This is a genomic window from Streptomyces sp. NPDC047974, assembly GCF_040653375.1.
GTDB lineage: Bacteria > Actinomycetota > Actinomycetes > Streptomycetales > Streptomycetaceae > Streptomyces.
Genome location: NZ_JBEZNU010000014.1, coordinates 185,506 through 207,861, shown reverse-complemented (window position 1 = coordinate 207,861; position 22,356 = coordinate 185,506). Strand labels below are relative to the sequence as shown.

Annotated in this window: 23 protein-coding genes, 1 rRNA gene and 1 pseudogene; 9 read left to right on the top strand and 16 right to left on the bottom strand. The window is 71.7% G+C overall.

Translation table 11 applies throughout. The features are described from left to right. Positions 1–92, top strand: a 5S ribosomal RNA gene (gene rrf / locus AB0E19_RS21575); the annotation flags it as partial. Between the two features lie 253 nt (positions 93–345). Here rrf and AB0E19_RS21570 read toward each other — a convergent pair. The 4 genes from AB0E19_RS21570 to AB0E19_RS21555 are packed head-to-tail and all read right to left on the bottom strand — an operon-like array spanning position 346 to position 3,971. After that, positions 346–1,011, bottom strand: a complete 666-nt coding sequence (locus tag AB0E19_RS21570; RefSeq protein WP_362182440.1) for a response regulator transcription factor — start codon at positions 1,009–1,011, stop codon at positions 346–348. Continuing rightward, positions 1,008–2,273: a histidine kinase gene (locus tag AB0E19_RS21565; RefSeq protein WP_362182436.1), complete on the bottom strand. Its 1,266-nt coding sequence runs from the start codon at positions 2,271–2,273 to the stop codon at positions 1,008–1,010. The genes AB0E19_RS21570 and AB0E19_RS21565 overlap by 4 nt, the downstream gene beginning before the upstream one ends. 13 nt (positions 2,274–2,286) lie before the next feature. After that, positions 2,287–3,069: an ABC transporter permease gene (locus AB0E19_RS21560; RefSeq protein ID WP_362182433.1), complete on the bottom strand. Its 783-nt coding sequence runs from the start codon at positions 3,067–3,069 to the stop codon at positions 2,287–2,289. Continuing rightward, positions 3,066–3,971: an ABC transporter ATP-binding protein gene (locus AB0E19_RS21555; protein ID WP_362182430.1), complete on the bottom strand. Its 906-nt coding sequence runs from the start codon at positions 3,969–3,971 to the stop codon at positions 3,066–3,068. Before AB0E19_RS21555 ends, AB0E19_RS21560 begins: the two co-directional genes overlap by 4 nt. 145 nt (positions 3,972–4,116) lie before the next feature. Between AB0E19_RS21555 and AB0E19_RS21550 the strand changes: the two are divergent. Both AB0E19_RS21550 and AB0E19_RS21545 read left to right on the top strand, forming a co-directional pair. Next, positions 4,117–4,662, top strand: a pseudogene (locus AB0E19_RS21550) (GNAT family N-acetyltransferase); the annotation flags it as partial. A 9-nt stretch (positions 4,663–4,671) separates the two neighbouring features. Beyond that, positions 4,672–5,241 (top strand): GNAT family N-acetyltransferase, encoded by a 570-nt coding sequence (locus tag AB0E19_RS21545; protein ID WP_362182463.1) that lies wholly within the window; start codon positions 4,672–4,674, stop codon positions 5,239–5,241. A gap of 8 nt (positions 5,242–5,249) precedes the next feature. Here AB0E19_RS21545 and AB0E19_RS21540 read toward each other — a convergent pair whose 3' ends face one another. From AB0E19_RS21540 to AB0E19_RS21515, 6 genes are read right to left on the bottom strand one after another with little or no spacing between them, the layout of a single operon-like run. Continuing rightward, entirely contained in the window at positions 5,250–6,686 is a 1,437-nt protein-coding gene (locus AB0E19_RS21540) for a type VI secretion protein (protein WP_362182427.1), read from the bottom strand. A 1-nt stretch (position 6,687) separates the two neighbouring features. Beyond that, entirely contained in the window at positions 6,688–8,085 is a 1,398-nt protein-coding gene (locus AB0E19_RS21535) for an ATP-binding protein (protein ID WP_362182424.1), read from the bottom strand. Positions 8,086–8,105: 20 nt separating this feature from the next. Next, complete coding sequence (locus tag AB0E19_RS21530) at positions 8,106–9,659, bottom strand: SCO6880 family protein (RefSeq protein WP_362182421.1); 1,554 nt, start codon at positions 9,657–9,659, stop codon at positions 8,106–8,108. Then, complete coding sequence (locus AB0E19_RS21525) at positions 9,656–10,990, bottom strand: hypothetical protein (RefSeq protein ID WP_362182418.1); 1,335 nt, start codon at positions 10,988–10,990, stop codon at positions 9,656–9,658. The genes AB0E19_RS21530 and AB0E19_RS21525 overlap by 4 nt, the downstream gene beginning before the upstream one ends. Beyond that, the gene (locus AB0E19_RS21520) at positions 10,980–11,798 is read right to left on the bottom strand and encodes a hypothetical protein (RefSeq protein WP_362182415.1); all 819 of its coding nucleotides are present in this window, start codon (positions 11,796–11,798) and stop codon (positions 10,980–10,982) included. The genes AB0E19_RS21525 and AB0E19_RS21520 overlap by 11 nt, the downstream gene beginning before the upstream one ends. A gap of 52 nt (positions 11,799–11,850) precedes the next feature. Beyond that, positions 11,851–12,159, bottom strand: a complete 309-nt coding sequence (locus AB0E19_RS21515; RefSeq protein WP_030495498.1) for a hypothetical protein — start codon at positions 12,157–12,159, stop codon at positions 11,851–11,853. 338 nt (positions 12,160–12,497) lie between these two features. Between AB0E19_RS21515 and AB0E19_RS21510 the strand changes: the two genes are divergently transcribed. Then, on the top strand, positions 12,498–13,538 hold the full coding sequence (locus tag AB0E19_RS21510; protein WP_362182412.1) for a bifunctional lytic transglycosylase/C40 family peptidase: 1,041 nt from the start codon (positions 12,498–12,500) through the stop codon (positions 13,536–13,538). 164 nt (positions 13,539–13,702) lie between these two features. Continuing rightward, positions 13,703–14,434 carry a phosphatase PAP2 family protein gene (locus tag AB0E19_RS21505; protein WP_362182409.1) on the top strand — a complete coding sequence of 244 codons (732 nt, stop codon included), beginning with the start codon at positions 13,703–13,705 and terminating at the stop codon, positions 14,432–14,434. Here AB0E19_RS21505 and AB0E19_RS21500 read toward each other — a convergent pair. Next, entirely contained in the window at positions 14,431–14,607 is a 177-nt protein-coding gene (locus AB0E19_RS21500) for a hypothetical protein (RefSeq protein ID WP_362182466.1), read from the bottom strand. The two genes, AB0E19_RS21505 and AB0E19_RS21500, sit on opposite strands and share 4 nt — an antisense overlap. Positions 14,608–14,692: 85 nt before the next feature. On the opposite strand from AB0E19_RS21500, the gene AB0E19_RS21495 reads away from it, so the two are divergent. After that, the gene (locus tag AB0E19_RS21495) at positions 14,693–15,520 is read left to right on the top strand and encodes a hypothetical protein (RefSeq protein WP_362182406.1); all 828 of its coding nucleotides are present in this window, start codon (positions 14,693–14,695) and stop codon (positions 15,518–15,520) included. 102 nt (positions 15,521–15,622) lie between these two features. Next, complete coding sequence (locus tag AB0E19_RS21490; protein ID WP_360607846.1) at positions 15,623–15,796, top strand: hypothetical protein; 174 nt, start codon at positions 15,623–15,625, stop codon at positions 15,794–15,796. A gap of 9 nt (positions 15,797–15,805) precedes the next feature. Here the strand turns inward: AB0E19_RS21490 and AB0E19_RS21485 are convergent, their stop codons facing one another. Continuing rightward, positions 15,806–16,159 (bottom strand): metal-sensitive transcriptional regulator, encoded by a 354-nt coding sequence (locus AB0E19_RS21485; RefSeq protein WP_360607848.1) that lies wholly within the window; start codon positions 16,157–16,159, stop codon positions 15,806–15,808. A 197-nt stretch (positions 16,160–16,356) separates the two neighbouring features. Here AB0E19_RS21485 and AB0E19_RS21480 point away from each other — a divergent pair, with 197 nt between their 5' ends. Then, a complete protein-coding gene (locus AB0E19_RS21480) occupies positions 16,357–16,977 on the top strand; it encodes a DUF47 family protein (RefSeq protein WP_116159771.1) in 621 nt (206 codons plus the stop codon). 6 nt (positions 16,978–16,983) lie between these two features. Continuing rightward, positions 16,984–17,982, top strand: a complete 999-nt coding sequence (locus AB0E19_RS21475; RefSeq protein ID WP_362182400.1) for an inorganic phosphate transporter — start codon at positions 16,984–16,986, stop codon at positions 17,980–17,982. 99 nt (positions 17,983–18,081) lie between these two features. On the opposite strand, the gene pstB is transcribed toward AB0E19_RS21475, so the two are convergent. The 4 genes from pstB to pstS all read right to left on the bottom strand — a co-directional run bounded on the left by pstB (position 18,082) and on the right by pstS (position 22,187). Then, positions 18,082–18,858 carry a phosphate ABC transporter ATP-binding protein PstB gene (pstB, locus tag AB0E19_RS21470; protein ID WP_362182397.1) on the bottom strand — a complete coding sequence of 259 codons (777 nt, stop codon included), beginning with the start codon at positions 18,856–18,858 and terminating at the stop codon, positions 18,082–18,084. A gap of 26 nt (positions 18,859–18,884) precedes the next feature. After that, entirely contained in the window at positions 18,885–19,958 is a 1,074-nt protein-coding gene (gene pstA / locus AB0E19_RS21465) for a phosphate ABC transporter permease PstA (RefSeq protein WP_362182394.1), read from the bottom strand. Then, the gene (pstC, locus tag AB0E19_RS21460; protein ID WP_362182391.1) at positions 19,955–20,938 is read right to left on the bottom strand and encodes a phosphate ABC transporter permease subunit PstC; all 984 of its coding nucleotides are present in this window, start codon (positions 20,936–20,938) and stop codon (positions 19,955–19,957) included. Before pstC ends, pstA begins: the two co-directional genes overlap by 4 nt. 109 nt (positions 20,939–21,047) lie before the next feature. Further along, positions 21,048–22,187: a phosphate ABC transporter substrate-binding protein PstS gene (gene pstS / locus AB0E19_RS21455; RefSeq protein WP_362182388.1), complete on the bottom strand. Its 1,140-nt coding sequence runs from the start codon at positions 22,185–22,187 to the stop codon at positions 21,048–21,050. Positions 22,188–22,356 lie beyond the last annotated feature (169 nt).

Here is a 22,356-nt window from a genome sequence, read left to right as displayed (position 1 = left end):
CGCCCGGTTACATTCCGAACCCGGAAGCTAAGCCTTTCAGCGCCGATGGTACTGCAGGGGGGACCCTGTGGGAGAGTAGGACGCCGCCGAACAATCATTGTGGGAAAGCCCCGCACCTTATGGTGCGGGGCTTTTCTGCGTTTCCGGGGCGGTTCAGTCGAAGGGGGCAGGGGCCTCCGCGAAGGCCGCGGCGGCCATCGCTTCGGGGCCGGGGCAAGGCACGTCCTGAGGGTGATCGAGGAGTGGCTCCAGGGCGGTGGACACCTCACTCCTGTGGTTCCGGCGTCGAGTACCGCATCGGCCCGTCGTCGACCGGGCTGTTCGCCCGGCAGCCGGGGCGGTGCCTCAGGCCGGTTTCGCCAGGCCCGTGTCGTAGGCCAGGATCACCGCCTGGATGCGGTCCCTCGCGCCCGTCTTCGCCAGGACGCGTCCCACGTGGGTCTTCACCGTGGATTCGGCGAGGTGGAGGCGTTCGGCGATCTCCGTGTTGGTCCAGCCCTGGCCGATGACCGTGAGGATCTCGCGTTCGCGGTCCGTCAGGGCGGTCAGGCGGGGGTCCTCGGGGGCGACGGCGCGGGAGGGCGGGGGCAGGTGGTGGATGTAGGTGTCCAGGAGGCGGCGGGTGAGGCTGGGGGCGACCACCGCGTCGCCGGCGGCCACCGCGCGGACGCCCGCGAGGAGTTCCTCGGGCTGGGCGTCCTTCACCAGGAAGCCGCTCGCGCCGGCGCGCAGTCCTTCGTAGGCGTACTCGTCCAGGTCGAAGGTGGTGATGATGAGGACGCGGGTGCGGGCGCCCGCGGCGATGATCCGGCGGGTGGCCTCGATGCCGTCCAGGCCCGGCATGCGGATGTCCATCAGGACCACGTCCGGATGGTGGGCGGCGACCTGGCGGACGGCCTCGGTGCCGTTCGCGGCCTCGCCGACGACCGTCATGTCGTCCTGGCTCTCCAGGAGCATGCGGAAGCCGAAGCGCTGCATCGGCTGGTCGTCGGCGATCAGAACCGTCGTCACGAGCGGTCCTCCTCCGGGGTGGTGGGGATACGGAGGCGCACCTGCCAGCCGGTGCCGTCCGGCAGGGGGCCGCTGTCGAGTGTGCCGTCGTAGAGGGCCGCGCGCTCGCGCATTCCTGTGAGGCCCTGGCCCTGCCCGGGGGCGGCGGTTGCGGTGCCGGTGTCGGTGACCGTGACCAGGAGCCCGTCGGGGGTGGACACGAGGCGGACGGCGGCCGTGGCCCCCCTGCCCGCGTGCTTGAGGGTGTTCGTCAGCGACTCCTGGACCACGCGGTAGACCGTCAGCTGGGCGCCCGGGGGCAGCGGCGGGAGGGAGCCGGGGAGGTCCGCCGCGACCGGCAGGCCCGCCTTGCGTACGCCCTCCAGGAGGGGGCCCAGGTCCTCCAGGGTCGGCTGGGGGGCGCGGGCCGCCGACGGGGCGGTGTCGTCCGGAGCGGACAGGACGCCCAGGAGGCGGCGGAGTTCGTCGAGGGCCTGGCGGCTCGTCGTGCCGATGGCGTCCAGGGCCTGGGCGGCCCGCTCGGGACTCTTGGCCGCCGCGTACCGGCCGCCGTCCGCGAGGCCCGTGATGACCGAGAGGTTGTGGCCGATGATGTCGTGCATCTCCCGCGCGATCCTGGCCCGTTCGGCGGCGGCCGCGAGGCGCACCTCCTGGTCGCGCTCGATCTCCAGGCGGCGGGCCCGGTCGACGAGGCTCGCGGTGTGGTCGCGGCGGGAGCGGACCGTGATGCCGGTCAGGGCGACGAAGACGTACGCCCACAGGGCCGAGGTGACGTGGATGTGCCACTCGGCGCCGTCGAAGCGGAGCGCGCCGGTCAGGAGCGGGACCAGGAGCAGTCCGAACGCCCACAGGAGGCGGCGTGGGGGGCGGGTCAGGGCGATGTGGAACAGCGGGAAGACCTGGAGGAACGCGGCCTGGAGGAAGGCGCCGGACGCCTCGCTGACGAGGGCCGCCGCCGCCATCACCACGAGGACCGTGGTGGGCCGGCTGCGGCGGGCGTACAGGGGGAGCGCGAGGGCGAGGCTGAGGGCGACGATCAGGGGGGCGGGGAGGGACGGGTCCCGGGCGACGTTCCGCCAGCCGCCCGTCGCGTCGACCAGGGCCGCGACCGTCCAGAAGGAGGTGAGGGCGCCGTCCCAGAGCCAGGGGTGGGCCGCGTCGGCCGCCCGGACGCGGGTGAAGAGCTGGTGCGTCCACCGGCTGGGCGCCGTCGGCTCCGGCGTCTCCGTCCTCGCCATGGGCGCCGTCGTCTCCGTCGTCATCCGGCCATCATCCTCATACGTCCCGGCGGCGGAGCAACAGTGCGGGCAGCGCGAGCGCCGCCGCCGTCCACAGGACGAGGGCGAGCAGGGCGGCTCCGGCCGAGGGGGCGTCCGGGAGCGGGGTCGCGGAGCCGAGTACGCCGGCGGCCTGGGTGGGGAAGTACCGCAGGGCGGTGTCGACGGCGTCGTACGGGAGCATCCCGATGACCTCGGGGAGGACGAGGACGCCGCCGATGAACGCGCCGAGCGCGCCGGGCACGGAGCGGAGCGCGGCACCCAGGCCGAGGGCGAGGAGCGAGAGCAGGGTGAGGCCGGCGGCGTTGCCGGCGAGGGCGCCGAGGACGCCGTCGTCGCCCAGTGCGGCGGCCTGGTCGGTGTCGTCGAGGAAGACCTGGGCGGTGAGGAAGGTCGTCAGGTTGGTCGTCAGGCAGAGGGCGAAGACCGTGGCGCCGAGGACCGCGGCCTTCGCCCACAGGACGGGGAGGCGGCCGGGGACGGCGGTGAAGGTGGCGCGGGCCAGGCCCGTGGAGTACTCGCCGGCGGTGACCAGGATGCCGAGGACGGCGAGGCAGACGCCGCCGAGCTGCGAGCCGAAGAGGGTGAGGACGACGGTGTCGACGTCCGAGTCGCCGCCGTCGGAGGTGTACGTGGAGCCCATGAGGACGCCGACGCCGAGGACGAGGACGACCGCCGGGACGATCGTGCTCCAGGTCGAGCGGAGCGTCCACAGCTTGTGCCATTCGGAGCGGAGCACGCGGGCCGGGGTGATCCCGTACGGGCTGGTGATGGTGGTCATGCGGCTGCTCCCTGGTACTCGACGGAGTCGTGCGTGAGGTCCATGAACGCCTGCTCCAGGGAGGCGGTCTCGGGGGTGAGGGCGTGGAGTTCGACGGCGTGGGCGGCGGCGATCCGCCCGATCGCGGGCGCGTCGAGGCCGGTGACCCGGAGGGTGCCGGGGCCCTCGTCGGTGGTGTGGGCGGGGGCGGGGAGGAGGGTGCGGAGGCGGTCGGCGTCGGGAGTGACGACGAGGACGGAGGCCGTGCCCGCGTCGCGTACGAGCTCGGCGACGGTGGTGTCGGCGAGCAACCGGCCCTTGCCGATGATCACGAGGCGGTCGGCGGTCAGGGCCGTCTCGCTCATCAGATGGGAGGAGACGAGGACCGTGCGGCCTTCGGCGGCGAGGTCCCGCAGGAGGGTGCGGACCCAGCGGACGCCCTCCGGGTCGAGGCCGTTGACGGGCTCGTCGAGGACGACGGCGGCCGGATCGCCGAGGAGGGCGGCGGCGATGCCGAGGCGCTGGCCCATGCCGAGCGAGAAGCCCTTCACGCGGCGGCCGGCGACCTCGGTGAGGCCGGTGACGCCGAGGACGTGTTCGACGCGGGTCCGCGGGATGCCGTGGGTGTGGGCGAGGGCCATGAGGTGGTGGAAGGCGGTGCGGCCGGGGTGGAAGGAGCGGGCGTCGAGGAGGGCGCCGACCCGGCCGAGCGGCGCGGGGTGGCCGGCGTAGGCGCGGCCGTCGACGGTCGCGGTGCCGCGGGTGGGGGCGTCGAGGCCGAGGATCATGCGCAGGGTGGTGGACTTCCCGGCGCCGTTGGGGCCGAGGAAGCCGGTGACGGTGCCGGGGCGGACGGTGAAGGAGAGGTCCCGGACGACGGTGCGGTCGCCGTACCGCTTGGTGAGTCGCTCTGCTCGGATCATGGCTTCGACGCTAGGGAGCGGGCGGGGCGCGGGCGTCCGACCGTGGTCGGCAGCGGGCCGGGCGGTGTGGTACCGGGGTACCACGCACGGCGCTGAGCTGCGAATTCCCCTTGTCGGCGGGGGCGGTCGCGGGTCAGGATGCCGCATGAACCTCACGATCCGTACCGTCCTGGCCGACGAGTGGGAGAAGGCGCGTGAGCTGCGGCTCGCCGCGCTCCTCGACCCCGTCGCGCACCTCGCCTTCCTGGAGACCCACGAGGACGCGGCCGCGCGTCCGGACGACTTCTGGCAGGAGCGGACGGCGAGCGCCTCGACGACCGGCGAGGGGCGGGTGCGGCAGTTCGTCGCCGAGGCGCCCGACGGGCGGTGGCTGGGGAGCGTGACGGCGCTCGTCGAGAGGCCCGCGGACGAGGTGCGCTTCGGGGAGCCGGCGAAGGTCGACCAGACGCATCTGGTGGGCGTCTACGTCCGGCCGGAGGCGCGCGGCGCCGGGGTGGTCGACGCGCTGTTCCGGGCGGCCGTGGAGTGGTCGTGGACGGTGGAGGGGATCCGGCGCGTCCGGCTGTACGTGCACGAGGGGAACGCCCGCGCCGCCGCCTTCTACCGTCGCTTCGGCTTCGTGCCGTCGGGTGAGCGGGTCCCGGTGCCGGGGGGCACGGGTGCGTACGAGGACGAGTACGAGCTGCCTCGGCGGCCGTCGGTGGCCCGGCACGGCGGGTACGTGCTCCGGGCGATCCGTTCCGCGGAGTGGGAGCGGGTGCGCGAGCTGCGCCTCGCGGCGCTGCGGGACCCGCTGGCGCCGCTCGCCTTCGTGGAGTCGTACGAGGAGGCGGCGGCCCGTCCGGACGGCTTCTGGCAGGAGCGGGCCGAGGGCGGTTCGGAGGACGGCGGCACCCGGATCCGGCAGTTCGTGGCCGAGGGGCCGGACGGGCGCTGGGCGGGCACGGTGACGGTGTTCGTGGAGCTGCCCGAGGACGGGAAGAGCCTGTTCGGCGACGAGGTGACGGTGCCTCAGGTCGATGTGGTGGGGGTGTACGTCCGTCCCGAGGCGCGCGGGAGCGGCTTGGTGGACGCGCTGTTCGCCACGGTCCTGGAGTGGGCGTGGGCGCTGGACGCGGGCGTCGAGCGGGCGCGGCTGTACGTCCACGAGGACAACGTCCGGGCGGCGGCCGCGTACCGGCGTCTCGGGTTCGTGGCGACGGGGGGCCGGGCGGACACGGTCGGCTCGGGCGAGCTCCACGATCTGGAGTACGTGCTGCGGCGGCCGTGACCGTCCGGTCAGTGGAGTGAGTGCTCGGGCCAGCGGGTCCGGGACTGTTCCGGGGAGCGCATCAGGGCCAGGGTGGGGAGGCCCTGCCGGGGGCCGTCGGCGACGAGGGCCGGGAGCTCCGGGAGCGGGGCGACGGCGGCGACGTCGTCGAGGACCAGGGTGAGTGGTGGGTCGAGCCGACCGTCGGATGACCGTGCGGCCATGCGGCGGCCGTGCTCGACCACGTGCGACGCGAGCGCGGTGAGGAGGGGCATCGCGCCCGGGTGGGTGCGCGGGTCCTCGATCGCCTCGCCCACCACGTAGAGGGTGCCCCCTTCGGCGAGGAAAGATGCCAGGGCCAGCGAATCCGTTCGATTCGGGGTGCAGGCCTCGCGGATGTGGACCGAGGAGAAGGCGGAGAAGGCCCGGGCCGTCAGTTCCTGGGCCATGCGCCGGGTGTCGGGGTGGGCGGTGAGCGCCGCTTCGAGGAGTCCGGCGAGGCCGGACGCGGCCTTGGGGTGGCCGCGGAGGATGCGTACGGGCTCGTGGGCGTCGGTGCCCTGGGCCCAGCGGTGGACCTGGCGGAAGGGGCGGCCGTCGACGGCGGCGGCGTGCAGCCAGCAGCGCAGGAGCGTTTCGGCGGTGGTGGCGGTGGCCGCGTCGAGCCGGGCGTGCGGGCGGACCGGGGCGAGGAGGGCGGCGGCGCGGGCCTGGGCGGTGTCGGGCTCGGCGCAGCCCTCGGCGGGTGACCAGTGGAGGCGGGCCGGGGTGTCGCAGAGGTGGCCGGGGTCGTAGACGAGGACCGGGCCGAGCTTGCCGCGGACGTCCTTGGTGTCGGACCAGACGGTGGGGTCGGAGGTGACGACGAGGACCGGGCCCTCGGCGTCGTGGATCGCCTGGACGGCCAGGGGGCGGCGGGTGTCGGGCGGGCCGTAGACCGTGCCGCCGGAGGGCCGGGGCCGTTCCGGCGGTGCGGTCTTCTGTATGGGGACGGGGACGGGGACGGGGGCGGGCTCGGGGGCGGGCTCGGGCTTCTCCCGTATGGCGACGGGCTCGGGCTCGGGCTCTTCCCGTACGGGGGCGGAAGTCCCGGCGTACGGGCCCGCCTTGCGGTGCGCGCGGACGGCGCGCCAGCGGGCGTAGGTGCCGAGGAGGAAGACGGCGAGGACGGCGAGGACCATCGCCTGGCCGATGACCAGGCCCCAGAAGAGGCCGTAGCCGGAGAGCTGGCCGGGCGGGGTGTCCGGCCACGCGGCCTGGAGGTCGGTGGGGGCGGTCGCGAGGGCGCGGAGGGCCGGCGGGGTGCTGGTGAGCCGCACCCCGTCGGGCCAGGCGCCGTGCGCGAGGAGGCCCGCCAGGCCGGTCGCGGACCAGACGAGCAGGGAGAGGCCGAGGATCAGGGCGAAGAGCCCGATCAGGAAGCCGTCGGAGACGCCGCCGCCCTGCTTCTGCCGTGCCTCCGTCACGTCACGCCACCGTCGACTGGGAACTGTCGTCCAGCTGTCGCTCCATCATCAGCGCGCGCTGCTCGGTCTCCCACTCCAGGTCGGGGTCGGCGGGGCCGGAGGACTCGGTCATGGCGCGGTCGGTGTAGACGAGCGGGCGCTCCCGTTCGGTGATGAGGTGTTTGACCACCTGCACGTTGCCGTTGACGTCCCAGACGGCGATGCCGGGGGTGAGGGTCGGGATGATCTCGACGGCCCAGCGGGGCAGGCCGAGGACCCCGCCGGTGTGGCGGGCCTCGTCGGCCTTCTGGGCGTAGACGGTCCGGGTGGAGGCCATCTTGAGGATCGCCGCGGCCTCCTTGGCGGCCGCTCCGTCGACGACGTCGGAGAGGTGGTGGACGACCGCGACGAAACTCAGGCCGAGGCGGCGGCCGAACTTGAGCAGGCGCTGGAACAGCTGGGCCACGAAGGGGCTGTTGATGATGTGCCAGGCCTCCTCGACGAGGAAGATGCGCTTCTTCCGGTCGGGGCGGATCCAGGTGTGTTCCAGCCACACGCCGACGATCGCCATGAGGATGGGCATGGCGATGGAGTTGCGGTCGATGTGGGAGAGGTCGAAGACGATCAGGGGCGCGTCGAGGTCGATGCCGACGGTGGTGGGGCCGTCGAACATGCCGCGCAGGTCGCCGTCGACGAGCCGGTCGAGCACCAGGGCGACGTCCAGGCCCCAGGCCCGTACGTCGTCTATGTCGACGTTCATCGCCTCCGCCGATTCGGCCTCGGGGTGGCGCAGGCGCTCGACGATGTCGGTGAGGATCGGCTGCCGTTCGCTGATGTGCTCGTTGACGTGGGCGTGGGCGACCTTGAGGGCGAAGCCGGAGCGCTCGTCGAGGCCGTGGCCCATCGCCACCTCGATGATGGTGCGCAGCAGGGCGAGCTGGCCGGTGGTGGTGATGGCGGGGTCGAGCGGGTTGAGGCGGATCCCGGCGTCGTTGGCGACCATGGGGTCCAGGCGGATGGGGGTTATCCCCAGCTCCTGGGCGATGAGGTTCCACTCGCCGACGCCGTCCTCGCCCTGGGCGTCGAGGACGACGACCTGCCGGTCGCGGAAGCGGAGCTGGCGGAGCACGTACGTCTTCTCCAGGGCCGACTTGCCGTTGCCGGACTCGCCGAGGACGAGCCAGTGGGGGGCGGGGAGCTGCTGTCCGTACAGCTGGAAGGGGTCGTAGACGTAGCCCTTGCCGCTGTAGACCTCGCGGCCGATGATCACGCCGGAGTCGCCGAGCCCGGGGGCGGCGGTCGGCAGGTAGACGGCCTGGGCCTGCCCGGTGGAGGTGCGCACGGGCAGGCGGGTGGTCTCCACCTTCCCGAGGACGAAGGAGGTGAAGGCTTCGGTGAGGACGGACAGCGGATCTCGCATCGGTCGGTGCCCCTTCGGCCTTAGCGGCGGATGCCGGTCGCGAACGGCAGGGTGTTCACAAAGGCCCGGTGGTGCTCGCGGTCGCACCACTCCAGCTTCAGGTAGGACTTGCCGGCGGAGGCCCTGATCGTGCGCTTGTCGCGGGCCAGGGCCTCGGGCGAGCGCGCCGATACGGTGATGTACCCGACGAGGTTGACGCCTGCCGCGCCGCTGGCGAGATCTTCACCCCGCTGGTCGAGCCGGCCGTGGGCGGCGATGTCGCGGGGGTCGACGGTGCGGTTCATCTTGGCCTGGCGGGAGGCCTCGGCCTCGTCGTTGGTCTTCTCGGTGAGCATGCGCTCGATGGCGATCTCGGTGGGCTCCAGGTCCATGGTGACGGCGACGGTGCGGATGACGTCGGGGGTGTGGACGAGGAGCGGGGCGAGGAAGTTCACGCCGACCGGGGTCATCGGCCACTCCTTGACCCAGGCGGTGGCGTGGCACCAGGGGGCGCGGGTGGAGGACTCGCGGGTCTTGGCCTGGAGGTAGGTGGACTCCATGGCGTCGAGTTCGGCGGGCCAAGCGTTTCGTTTCGTCATGGCCTGGATGTGGTCGATCGGGTGGTCCGGGTCGTACATGGAGTGGACCAGGGAGGCGAGCCGGGACTGGCCGAGGGGCTGGCGGACCCGGATGTCGGCCTCGGTGAGGCGGGCGCAGATGTCGGTGAGCTCGCGGGCCATGACGACGGCGAGCCCGCCGTCGCGGTCGAGGCGGCGGGCGCCGGTGGCGTGCCGGGTGGCGTGGGCCATGGCGTTGGCCTCGGCGGCGAGGTCGCGCGTGTAGTGCATGCAGGCGACGAGGTAGGCGCGGTGCTGCTCGCTGGAGGTGGAGACCATGGACTGGAGCTGGTCGTACGACTCCTGGAGCCAGGCGGGCGCGGTCGGGTCGCCGCGCTGGGCGACGTCCTTGGCGTGGGCGTCGGGGTCGGCGGGGAGGGTGCGGGCGAGCATCTGGAGGCGGGTGACGAAGCCGTCGCCGTTGGCGACGTGCTTGAGGAGGGTGCCGAAGCGGTCGACCAGGGCCTCCTGGTCCTCGGAGTCGCGCAGGCCGACGCCGGGTCCCTCGATCTCGATGGCGGCGGTGACGGTGCGGCGGTCCGCGTGGAGGAGGACGGCGATCTCGTCGGGGCCGAAGGGGGCGGAGAGCCAGCTGACGCGGCCGATGCCCGGGGGCGGGCCGACCTCGACCTCGCGGCCGTCGAGGCGGGTGCCGGCCTCGACGGCGGTGGAGCGGTAGGCGGTGCCGCGCTTGAGCATCCGCTTGTAGCTGCGGTTGATCTCGAACCACTTGTAGAACGTGCGCTGCTTGTACGGCAGGTACACGGCGGCGATGGCGAGCATGGGCAGGCCGGCGAGGAGCGCGATCCGCAGGGGGAGGAGGGGGACGAGGAGTCCGCTCATCATGCCGAGGAAGGCGCCGACGACGATCAGGGCGATCTCGCCGGTCTCGCGGTTCTTGCCGACGATCGCGTTCGGCCGGGCGCGGCCGATGAGATACGTGCGGCGGGGCGTGACCGGCTGGGACTGGGTCGTCAACGCCCTGCACCTCCAGAGTTCTTGCGGTTGCTGTGCGGGGTGCCCGCGGTGGGGCTGCTGCTACGGGGCGGGGGCGTGGAGCTGTTGCCCTGGGAGGTGCGGCTGCTGTGGGCGGCGACGCCGCCGGAGAGCTGGTTCGCGGGGCGGGGGGCGGAGGAGGAGCCCTGGCCGCCGCCGGCCCCGCCGTTGTCGCGGGTGCTGTGGGTCTTGATGCCCTGGGAGACGAGGGAGGCGGGGGAGGAGATGACGGCGGCGGCCGCGTTCTCGCCGGCGCGGTGGAGGCGGTTGTTGCGGGAGGCGACGATCTCGTCGCCGAAGCCGGGGACGAAGCGGTAGATCATCGCGGAGGAGAAGATCGCCAGGAGGATGATCGCGAGGCCGGAGACGACGGCGGAGAAGGAGTCGGGGCCGGTGCCGGAGGAGAGGGCGCCGGCGAGGCCGAGGACGATCACGATGATCGGCTTGACCAGGATGACGGCGATCATGATGCCGGCCCAGCGGCGGACGTGGCCCCACATGTTCTTGTCGACGAGGCCGGAGTAGACGACGACGCCGAGGAGGGCGCCGACGTAGAGGAGCACGGCGCGGAGGAAGAGCTCCAGGTAGAGGACGCCGGCGGCGAGGACGGTGACCAGGCTGACGATGATCAGCATGATCGGTCCGCCGCTGATGGAGTCGCCCTTCTGGAGGGCCTGCTTGAACGCGCCGAAGAACACGTCGGTCTGCTGGCCGGTGCCGGAGGCGATGACCTCGGTGACGGCGTCGGTGGCGTTGACGACGGTGTAGAGGATCAGCGGGGTGAAGGCGGAGGCGAGGACGGTCAGCCAGAGGAAGCCGACGGCCTCGGAGAGCGCGGTGGTGAGCGGCACGCCGCGCATGGCGCGCTTGGCGACGGCGAGCAGCCAGAGGAGGACGGTGAGGAAGGTGGCGGCGGCGAAGACGACGGCGTACCGGGAGAGGAACTCGGTGTTCGTGAAGTCGACCTCGGCGGTCTCCTTCACGGCCTTCGAGAGGTAGTCGACGACGGCGACGGCGGCGTCGGCGCAGCCGCGGGCGAGGGAGGTGAGGGGGTCGAGGGCGCCGGCGGGGGCGTCGCCCGTGCCGCCGGTGCCACCGGTCCCGCCGTCGGCCTGGCCGCGCTCGCAGATCCGGCGCGCCTGGCCGAAGAGGAGGCTGCAGTCGTTGTTGGTGGGCGTGGGCGACGGAGTGGGCGCGGTGGGCGTCGGCGTGGGCGCCGCGTGGGCGGTGGAGGCGAGGAGGACGGGGAGGGTGAGGAGCGTGGTGGCGAGCGTCGCCTTGACGCGTCCCGCCCGGCTGCTGCTAGCGGGCATAGGTGAACCCTCCGAACTGCTCGACGGCCTCGGCGATCTCCTCCGCGACGGAGGCGCGGCCGTCCCCGTTGACCGGTGTCGGTCCCTCGTGTTCGTCCGTCGAGGTGAGGCGCCAGCCCTGCGCGGTCCAGCCGAGTTTCTGGGTGCTGGTGAACCAGGCGGAGGTGACCGGCTTGGTGGAGCCCTCGCCCGCGAGGCCGGTGAGGTTGACGTACCAGACCTCGACGGTGGCCTTGTCCTCGGAGTACTCGGTGACCTTGGTGCCGATCGGTACGGCGCGGGCCACGAAGGTGAGGCCGCTGGGCGCGGTCCCGTTCGCTTCGAGGCCGGTGTTCGCCAGGAGTTCGGGGGAGTACGAGGTGTCGAGGCGCTTCAGGAGGTCGTCGACGACCTCGGGGGCGTAGACCGCGCGGACGAGGGCCTCGCGGGGCCCCTTCTGGTACATGTCCGGGGAGCCCAGGGCCGTTGCGAAGTTCGCGGCGGCCGACTGGGCGCCCTGTTCGTCGTGGGCGTGGCCCGTGGGGACCGTGCCGTTGGTGTGGGGGACGGGGCGGGTGCCGGTGGGGGCGGTGGCGGACTTGCCGGGGGTGCCGGAGGAGGCGGGCGGGTCCGACGGCTCGCCGCCGCGGTTGGCGAAGGCGATCGCGGCGACGAGCAGCACCACGACGCCCACGCCCATGAGCAGGGAGCGGGAGCCCCGGGCGGTGCGCCGGGGGCCGCCGTGGACGTCACCGGTGTTGCCCTCGGGCAGGCGGGTACGGGTCTGGCCCGAGCCGCCGTAGCCGTCGTGCTCGTCGCCGGGACTCATGCCGGGTACGCCCCCTCGTTCGTTCGTGGGTGGGACCGCTGGTGACGCGCGGTCAGATCGCCATTCCGTAGACGATGGTGAAGAGCGTCCCCAGGGAGCCGATGATGAAGACGCCGGTGAGGCCGGCGACGATCAGGCCCTTGCCCTGTTCCGCGCTGAAGGTGTCGCGGAGCGCCGTCGCGCCGATGCGCTGTTTGGCCGCTCCCCAGATGGCGATGCCGAGGCAGAGCAGGATGGCCACCGCCATCACGACCTCGATCATGATCTTCGCTTCGGCGCCGAGGCTCCCGAAAGGGCCCCAGTTCGGGGCGATTCCACCGATGATGGTGGTGATGTCGCCCTTCTCGGCCGCCAGGTACATAGAACTCACCGCCCCTGTCGGGTCGTTGGTCACCCCTGCCGGACGGCATGGGTCATCGCCACTATCTTCGCTGATGAAACCGCTCGCGTGTGACTGCTTGGCGGCTCTCTTTACCCGATCCCCGCACACTTGACCGGTCTGACCGTCTTGACCTGCGGTGGTGCGGCCGGATTCCATGCAAAGACGCGTATGGTCACTCTGTGTATCACGGAGGGTGACTCCGGGCAATGATTGTCGTTGTTGCACTCTTGGGGCCGCGTCGGGCGGGCACCGTTTCCGGGTGGGGGGACCCCGCCTAGACTGGCGCCCGGGGCGTACTGCCAGGAGCCGAGGGGTGGTTGACGGTGCGTAGGGCGGGCAAGGCGTGGCTGCTGACCGGCGGGGCCTTCGGGCTCTGCGCCGGCTTCCTGGCCCTGCTGCTGGTCGGTACGTACGCGGCGGCCGCCGGCATCCTCGGCGGCGCGGGCACGGCGGCGACGGGCACGGTGGCGCTGGCCAAGGGCTCGGTGCCGGCGATGTACCAGGGGCTGGTGCAGAAGTGGGGCAACCTCTGCCCGGCCATCAACCCGGCGCTCCTCGCGGCGCAGCTGTACCAGGAGAGCGGCTGGAACCCGCGGGCGGTGTCGCCGGCCGACGCGCGGGGCATCGCCCAGTTCATCCCCGGCACGTGGGCGAGCCACGGGGTCGACGGCGACGGCGACGGCGACCGGGACATCTGGGACCCGAAGGACGCGATCCCGTCGGCCGCCTCGTACGACTGCTCACTGGCGGGGTACGTGAAGGACGTGCCGGGCGACCCGGCGAGCAACATGCTGGCGGCGTACAACGCCGGCGCCTACGCGGTCATCAAGTACGGGGGCGTCCCGCCGTACAAGGAGACGCGGAACTACGTGCGGATCATCCGCTCGCTGGAGAAGAGCTTCGCCCGGCCGCAGGGCCGGATCGCCCCCTCGCAGCAGGCGGCCGGCGCCATCCACTACGCGCAGGGCAAGCTGGGCACCCCCTATCTGTGGGGCGGCACCGGCACGGCCGCGCAGGGCGGGCGCTTCGACTGCTCGGGCCTGACCCAGGCCGCGTACGACGCGGTGGGCATCACGCTGCCGCGCGTCGCCAACGACCAGTACAACGCGGGTCCGCACCCGAGCCGGGAGGAGCTGCTCCCCGGCGACCTCGTCTTCTTCTCCGACGACCTGACGAACTCTCGCGCCATCCGACATGTCGGCATCTATGTGGGCGGCGGCTACATGATCGACGCGCCGCGCACCGGGGCGGTGATCCGCTTCGACCGCATCGACACGCCCGACTACTTCGGGGCCACCCGGGTCACCGAGGACGGCGCCGCCGCGCTGCCGACCCGTCCGCCCGGGCGGCAGGCCTGAACTGACGGTCCGCCGGTACGGGACTCTCCGTCAGGCACGGGCCCTGAGCTGCGGGGGAGCATCACTCTTCGGTAACGTCATCATGATCAACCGGGTCCGGTGGAACGACTCCCTCAGCAGGTTCGTTCCCCCTCCGACGACACGAGAGCAAGGGGCCGCGGCAGATGGCTGAACTCGCATCGGACGGTTCCAGTCCCGATGTCGCGCTGCTGTACGACATCAACGGGCTGGCGAAGGCCGCTCCCCCGTGGTTCGACCGGGTCATGGAGTTCACCGGCGAGTACGGGATCATGCTCGCGATGGTCCTCGTGACGCTCTGGTGCTGGTGGAGCGTCCGTCGGCGCGGCGCCCTCGCCGACTCCGTCTCCGCCGTCGCCGGGATCGTCTGGGCCCCCCTCGCGGCCGGCATCGCCCTGCTCGTCAACATCCCCATCCGCGGCTTCGTCGAGCGCCCCCGCCCCTTCGAGGACCACGACGGCCTGGAGGTCCTGGTCGGGGGGAAGACGGACTACTCCTTCGTCAGCGACCACGCCACGATGGCGATGGCGATCGCCGTCGCCCTCTTCGTCGCCCACCGCCGCTTCGGGCTCGTCGCCATCGGCCTCGCCCTCGCCGAGGGCTTCGCCCGCGTCTACATGGGCGTCCACTACCCCACCGACGTCCTCGGCGGCCTCGCCCTCGGCACCGCCGTCGCCCTGCTCCTCGCCCCGCTGACGCTCGCGCTGCTCACGCCGCTGATGTCCGCCGTCGCCCGCTCGCCCCGCGCCGGCCGGCTGGTCCGCTCCCGCCGGGCGGAGACGGCCGGGGCCGGCCGCCCGGAGGCCGTCGGCATCCCGGAACCCCGCGTCGGAGGCCCGGCCGAGGACGGCCGCGGCGAGCGCGGCCTCGCGGCCTAGGCCGGTACGTCCCCGCCGCTCGGCGCCCTCTCGTGGTCGGTGGCGTCCGTGCGGGCGCGGTCGCGGGAGCGGCGGGCAGGGCCGCTCCAGCCGCAGGAGCAGCGGGCCAGCGCGAAGGAGCCGCGCTCCATGGTCGTCGTGTGATGCGGGGCGGTCGCCGGCAGCTCGTGCACGACCCCACCGTACTGCGCGTGACGGCTCGCCCGTGCCGTCGTTATCCGCATCGGGAATCCAGGCTTTTTTGGGGGGCGACGGGCGATGGTGGTACGGCGGTACCGGCTTCCGCGAGGCGTCGGCGGCGGGGCGCTCGCCGTCACCGCGTCCCTGGTCGCCGCGGCGGTCACCGGCTGCGCCGCCCCCGAGGAGCCGGCGCCGGCCCCGGACCCGGCCGGCACCGTCCGGGGCGCCGCCGACGCCCTGGTCAGGGCGGGCACCTCCAAGGCGTCGACCGCGATGGAGATGGCCTCCGGCGGCACCCGGGTCACCATCCGCGGCGAGGGCGGCTACGACTTCCGCCGCCGCACCGGCCACCTCCGGGTGGTGCTCCCCACGGACGCGTCCGGCGCCAGCGCGCACCGGCCGATCACCGAGCTCCTCACCCCCGGCGCCCTCTACATGAAGAACCGCGGCGCGGGCGTCCCCGCCGACAAGTGGGTACGGGTCGACACCACCACCCTCGACGACGGCAACCTCGTCACCGGCGGGGCCACCGATCCCGGTGCGGCGGCCGAGCTGCTGCGCGGCGCGCGGGAGGTCACGTACGTGGGGGAGACGGAGCTGGCCGGGGTGAAGGTCCGGCACTACCGGGGCGTCGCCGACATCGCGGCGGCCGCGAAGGTCGCCGCGCCGCAGCTGCGGGGCGCGCTCACCGCGGCGGCGAAAGGGTTCTCCACGGACGCCGTGCCCTTCGAGGCGTATCTCGACGGGGACGGCCGGCTGCGGAAGGTCCGCCACCGGTTCACCTTCAGCAACCAGGGGCGGACGGTCGCCGTCTCCTCGACGACCCTCCTGTACGGCTTCGGGACGCGGGTCCTCGTGACGCTGCCGCACGGGCGGGACATCTACGCGGGCAAGGTCGAGGTCTGACGGGTCCGGACCATCGGCAAATGGTCCGTCCGTGTCATGCGCGGGCCGTGGCCCGATCCGTACGCTGGGACACCGACTCCGTCCGGAAGAGGGTGAAGGCGCGTGGCTCCGCTCGGTACCGCAACCGCAACCGCGATCGCCGACCCCGACGGCATCGCCCTCGCCGAGATAGAGCTCTGCGGCGACCTGATCATCGCGGCCTCGGCCGCGGACGGGGAACGGCTCAGCGCCGACCTGATCGACGAGGTGCTGCGGGTCGAACCGGCCGGGCGCTGAACCGCCGGCTCAGGTGCGGAGCATCCGGCCGATCGCCTTGGTGGCCTCCTCGACCTTCGCGTCGAGGTCGCCGCCGTTGTTCGCCGCGTCCGCCACGCAGTGCCGCAGGTGTTCCTCCAGGAGCTGGAGGGCGAAGGACTGCAGCGCCTTCGTGGAGGCCGAGACCTGGGTGAGTATGTCGATGCAGTAGACGTCCTCGTCGACCATCCGCTGCAGACCGCGGATCTGGCCCTCGATCCGCCGCAGCCGCTTGAGGTGTTCGTCCTTCTGCTTGTGGTAGCCGTGCACCCCGTGGGCGTGGTCGGCCGGCTCGACGGATTCGACGGTGTCGGGGGTGACCTGGTCCGCCTCGGTGGTCGTCATCGCGTCCTCCCGTTGTCCAGATAAGGGGGCTTATACCCCTCGTGGGTATATGGTACCGATCCCCGCCGTTGTGGGGGCGGGGGTCTCGTGCAGTTCACTGTGCCTGATGGGCGACACTGAGAGGACGCCGGTTAGCCGTGGCCGGATGATGCGCCTAGCATCAGCCTGACCGAAACCCAGCACCCCGAGGACCTCACGTGCGATTTCGTCTGACCCCCAGGGAGACGAGCTTCTACGACATGTTCGCCGCGTCCGCGGACAACATCGTCACGGGCTCGAAGCTCCTGATGGAACTGCTCGGAGCGGAGCCTTCCGCCCGGGCCGAGATCGCGGAGCGGATGCGGGCAGCGGAGCACGCCGGCGACGACGCCACGCATGCGATCTTCCACCAGCTGAACTCCTCGTTCATCACGCCGTTCGACCGTGAGGACATCTACTCCCTCGCCTCGTCCCTCGACGACATCATGGACTTCATGGAGGAGGCCGTCGACCTGGTCGTCCTCTACAACATCGAGGAACTGCCCAAGGGCGTCGAGCAGCAGATCGAGGTCCTGGCCCGGGCGGCGGAGCTGACCGCCGAGGCGATGCCGAACCTGCGGACGATGGCCAACCTCACGGAGTACTGGATCGAGGTCAACCGGCTGGAGAACCAGGCCGACCAGATCCACCGCAAGCTGCTCGCCCACCTCTTCAACGGCAAGTACGACGCCATCGAGGTGCTCAAGCTCAAGCAGGTCGTGGATGTGCTGGAAGAGGCGGCCGACGCCTTCGAGCACGTGGCGAACACCGTGGAGACCATCGCGGTCAAGGAGTCCTGAGGCTTCGTGGACACCTTCGCCCTGATCGTGACCATCGGTGTCGCGCTCGGCTTCACGTATACGAACGGCTTCCACGACTCCGCCAACGCGATCGCCACCTCGGTGTCGACGCGGGCGCTGACCCCCCGCGCGGCGCTCGCGATGGCGGCGGTCATGAACCTCGTCGGCGCCTTCCTGGGCCAGGGGGTCGCCAAGACGGTCTCCGAGGGGCTCATCGAGACCCCGACCGGCGACAAGGGGATGGGCATCCTCTTCGCCGCGCTCGTCGGCGCGATCATCTGGAACCTGGTCACCTGGTACTTCGGTCTGCCGTCCTCCTCCTCGCACGCCCTCTTCGGCGGCATGGTGGGCGCGGCGCTGGCCGGCGGGACCGACGTCATCTGGTCGGGCGTCATCGACAAGATCGTCATCCCGATGTTCGTCTCCCCGGTGGTCGGCCTCATCGCCGGTTACCTGGTGATGTGCGCGATCCTGTGGATGTTCCGCAAGGTCAACCCCCACAAGGCCAAGCGCGGTTTCCGCATCGCGCAGACGGTGTCGGCCGCGGGCATGGCCCTCGGCCACGGCCTCCAGGACGCCCAGAAGACGATGGGCATCGTGGTGATGGCGCTGGTCATCGCCGACGTGCAGGACGCGGGCGACGAGATCCCGGTCTGGGTGAAGATCGCCTGCGCGATGATGCTCTCGCTCGGTACGTACGCGGGCGGCTGGCGCATCATGCGGACCCTCGGCCGCAAGATCATCGAGCTGGACCCGCCGCAGGGCTTCGCGGCGGAGACGACCGGTGCGTCGATCATGTTCGGCTCGGCCTTCCTCTTCCACGCGCCGATCTCCACCACGCACGTCATCACCTCCGCGATCATGGGCGTGGGTGCGACGAAGCGGGTGAACGCGGTCCGCTGGGGCGTCGCCAAGAACATCGTGCTCGGCTGGTTCATCACCATGCCGGCGGCGGCGCTCGTCGCGGCGGCGAGCTACTTCGTGGTGAAGCTGGTCTTCGGCTAGCGGCCGTCGGACGGAAATGGTTGGGCCCGGCTCCCCTGGGGGGAGCCGGGCCCTTCTGCGTCGTACGGCGGCACCGCCATGCAGCGCCGTACGACTGCTTTATCCGAAGCGGCCGGAGATGTAGTCCTCGGTCGCCTGGACGCTCGGGTTGGAGAAGATGCGCTCGGTGTCGTCCAGCTCGATGAGCTTGCCGGGCTGGCCGACCGCCGCCAGGTTGAAGAAGGCGGTGCGGTCCGAGACGCGGGCGGCCTGCTGCATGTTGTGCGTCACGATGACGATCGTGAAGCGCTCCTTCAGCTCGCCGATCAGGTCCTCGATCGCGAGGGTCGAGATCGGGTCGAGGGCCGAGCAGGGCTCGTCCATGAGGAGCACGTCCGGCTCGACCGCGATGGCGCGGGCGATGCACAGGCGCTGCTGCTGACCGCCGGAGAGGCCGGAGCCCGGCTTGTTGAGGCGGTCCTTGACCTCGTTCCACAGGTTCGCGCCCTTGAGGGAGCGCTCCACGACGTCGGCGAGCTCGGACTTCTTGTACGAGCCGTTCAGCCGCAGGCCCGCCGCCACGTTGTCGAAGATCGACATGGTGGGGAAGGGGTTGGGGCGCTGGAACACCATGCCGACGGTGCGGCGCACGGCGACCGGGTCGACGCCGGAGCCGTACAGGTTCTCGTCGTCCAGCATCACCTTGCCCTCGACGCGGCCACCGGGGGTGACCTCGTGCATGCGGTTCAGGGTGCGCAGGAAGGTGGACTTTCCGCAGCCGGAGGGGCCGATGAAGGCCGTCACCGAGCGGGGCTCGACGGTCATGGAGATGTCGTCGATCGCCTTGTGGCTGCCGTAGTAGGCGGAGAGGCCGCTGACGTCGATTCGCTTGGCCATATCAGTTCACATCCAGAGTGCCGCGGTCAGCGGCCGGTCTTCGGGGCCTTCCAGCGGGCGATGCCGCGGGCCACCAGGTTGAGGATCATGACGAAGGCGATCAGGACGAGCGCGGCGGCCCAGGCGCGGGCCACGGCGGCGTCGGTGCCGACCGCGTACTGCTCGTACACGTAGAGCGGCAGGGAGGACTGGGCGCCTTCGAAGGGGTTCGGGTTGATGAGCTTCGTACCGAACACGAGGAGCAGGACGGGGGCCGTCTCACCGGTGATGCGGGCGATCGCGAGCATGACGCCCGTGGTGATGCCGCCGATCGCGGTCGGGAGGACCACCTTCAGGATCGTGCGCCACTTGGGGACACCGAGGGCGAGGGAGGCCTCGCGGAGCTCGTTCGGGACGAGCTTGAGCATCTCCTCGGTGGAGCGGACCACGACCGGCATCATCAGGATGGCGAGGGCCATCGCGCCGGCGAACCCGGAGGGGCCGAAGTCCAGCATCAGGGTCCAGGTGGACAGGATGAAGAGGCCGGCGACGATCGACGGGATGCCCGTCATGACGTCGACGAAGAAGGTGACGGCCTTGGCGAGCTTCCCGGTGCCGTACTCGACCAGGTAGACCGCGGTCAGCAGACCGATCGGGGCGGCGATCAGGGTGGCGATGCCGACCTGCTCGATGGTGCCGAGGAGCGCGTGGTAGACGCCGCCGCCCTCCTCGACCTCGAGGACGCCGTTCATCGAGTGGGTGAGGAAGTACCCGTCGAGCACTTCCAGGCCCTTGCTGACCGTCACCCAGGCCAGCGAGAGCAGGGGGATGACGGCGAGGACGAAGCAGACCCAGACGAGGCTGGTGGCGATCCGGTCCTTGGCCTGACGGGAGCCCTCCACCTTGGTGGTGATCGCGTAGGTGGCGAGGAGGAAGACCAGGGCGGCGGTCAGGCCCCACTGGACCTTGCTGTGCCAGCCGGCGGCGAGGCCGATGCCGACACCCGCGGCGACGGAGCCGACGGCGATGGCGGCCGGGGTCCAGCGCGGGAGGCGGGCGTGGGCGAGCGGGCCGCGGGGCTTGGCGAACGCGGTCGGGCGTTCCTGGACGGCGTGGCTCATGCGTTGGCCCCCGAGTACTCCTTGCGGCGGGCGATGATCCACCGGGCCGCGCCGTTGACCAGCAGGGTGATGACGAAGAGGACGAGACCGGAGGCGATCAGCGCGTCGCGGCCGTACTCGTCGGCCTCGTTGAACTTCGCGGCGATGTTCTGGGCGAAGGTGCCGCCGCCCGGGTCGAGCAGGTGGCCCGAGAGCACGAAGCTGGGGGAGAGGACCACGGCCACGGCCATCGTCTCGCCGAGCGCGCGGCCGAGGCCGAGCATCGAGGCGGAGATGATGCCGGAGCGGCCGAAGGGCAGGACGGCCATGCGGATGACCTCCCAGCGCGTGGCGCCGAGGGCGAGCGCGGCCTCCTCGTGCATCTTCGGGGCCTGGAGGAAGACCTCGCGGGTCACGTTGGTGATGATCGGGAGGATCATGATCGCCAGCAGGATGCCCACGGTGAAGAGGTTGCGGGCGACGCCGTCGGCGGACTTGTCGAAGATGTACGTCCAGCCGAGGTACTCGTCGAGCCACTGGTTGAGGCCGTCCAGGTACGGGACCAGGAAGATCGCGCCCCAGAGGCCGTAGATGATGCTGGGCACGGCGGCGAGCAGGTCGACCACGTACGCGAGCGGCTTGGCAAGCTTGCGCGGGGCGTAGTGCGAGATGAAGAGCGCGATCCCGATCGCGACCGGCACGGCGATGACCATGGCGATGACCGAGGAGACGATCGTGCCGAAGGCGAGGACGGCGATGCCGAAGACCGGCGGGTCGCCGGCCGGGTTCCACTCGAAGGTGGTGAAGAAGTTGGCGCTGTCCTTGGAGAGGGCGAGGACGGTGCGGTAGGTCAGGAAGGCCGCGATCGCGGCCATGATGACGAGCAGGGTGATGCCGGAGCCCTTGGAGAGGCCGCTGAAGATGCGGTCTCCCGGGCGGGTCGCGCTCTTGGCGCGCCGGCTCCTGTTCTTGTCCAGGGCTGGTGGTGTCGTGGTAACCATCGGTTTCTCCGGTCTGCGGAGCCGTACGGGGTACGGGCTCCTGGCGGCGGTGCACCGGATGCCGGGGGCGGCCCTCCACGGGAGGTGGGGGGCCGCCCCCGGCCGGGGGTCAGGACAGGGTCGGGACGATCGCCCGGACCTTGGCGGCGATCTCGGCCGGCATCGGGGCGTAGTCGGCGTCGGTGAGGACCTTCTGGCCCTCCTCGCTGATCGCGTAGTTGAGGAACGCCTTCAGGGTCGGCAGGGTCTCCGCCTTGTTGCCCTTGTCGCAGGCGATCTCGTAGGTGACCAGGACGAGCGGGTAGGCGCCCTCGGCCTTGGTCTCGTAGTTGAGGGAGAGGGCCACGTCGTTGCCGGTGCCCTTGATCTTGGCGTCGGCGATGGCCTTGGAGGCGTTCTCCGAGGTGGCGGCGACCGGGGCGGCCGCGCCGGTGTTCACGCTGACCGTGGAGATCTTGTTGGCGGTGGCGTGGGAGAGCTCGAAGTAGCCGATGGAGCCCTCGGCGCCCTTGACGGCCTGGGCGACACCGGAGGAGCCGTTGGCGGCCTGGCCACCGGGGGCGGGCCACGACTTCGTCTTCGGGTCGTACTTCCAGTCGGCCGCGGCGGCGGTCGAGAGGTACTTGCCCAGGTTCTGGGTGGTGCCGGACTCGTCCGAGCGGTGGAAGGCCTGGATGGTGGAGTCCGGAAGCTTGGCGCCCGGGTTCAGCTTGGCGATCGCCGGGTCGTTCCACTTGGTGATCTTCGTGTCGAAGATCTTGGCGATGGTGGAGGCGTCCAGGACGAGGTTGTCCACGCCCTCCAGCTTGTAGCCGATGGCGATGGGGCCGCCGACCATGGGCAGGTTGACGCCCGTGCCGCCCTTGCAGATCTTCTTCGACTCGGCGACCTCTTCGTCCTTCAGGGCGGAGTCGGAGCCCGCGAAGGCGACCTGGCCCTGGTTGAACTTGGTGATGCCACCGCCGGAGCCGATGCCCTGGTAGTTGACCTCGACGCCCTCACAGGCGGCCTGGAAGTTCTTGACCCACAGGTCCATCGCGTTTTCCTGCGCGCTGGAGCCCGCGGCGAGCAGCTGACCCTTGGCACCGTCGCACTTGATGTTCGACGCGGCGGCCGAGGTCTGCTTGCCACCGCTCTTGGTGGGCTCGTTGTTGTCGTCCGAGCCACACGCCGACAGGACCAGCGCACCGGAGACGACGAGGGCACCGATCGCGGAGGCGCGAAGCCCGTTGTTGCGCGAAAGCTTCACTTTCGGGGGTTCCTTCCAGAGGCCGCCGTGGTGCGGACCGGGTGTCCGTCGCTCGGAGGGCGGCGCGTGTCGGGTTGTCGGGTGCATCGTCAGGCTCCGTGCACCGCGTAAGGCCGAAATTAGGCAGATCAGGTGAAGCGGCCAGCCGTGAAGAGTGAACGCGAGGTGA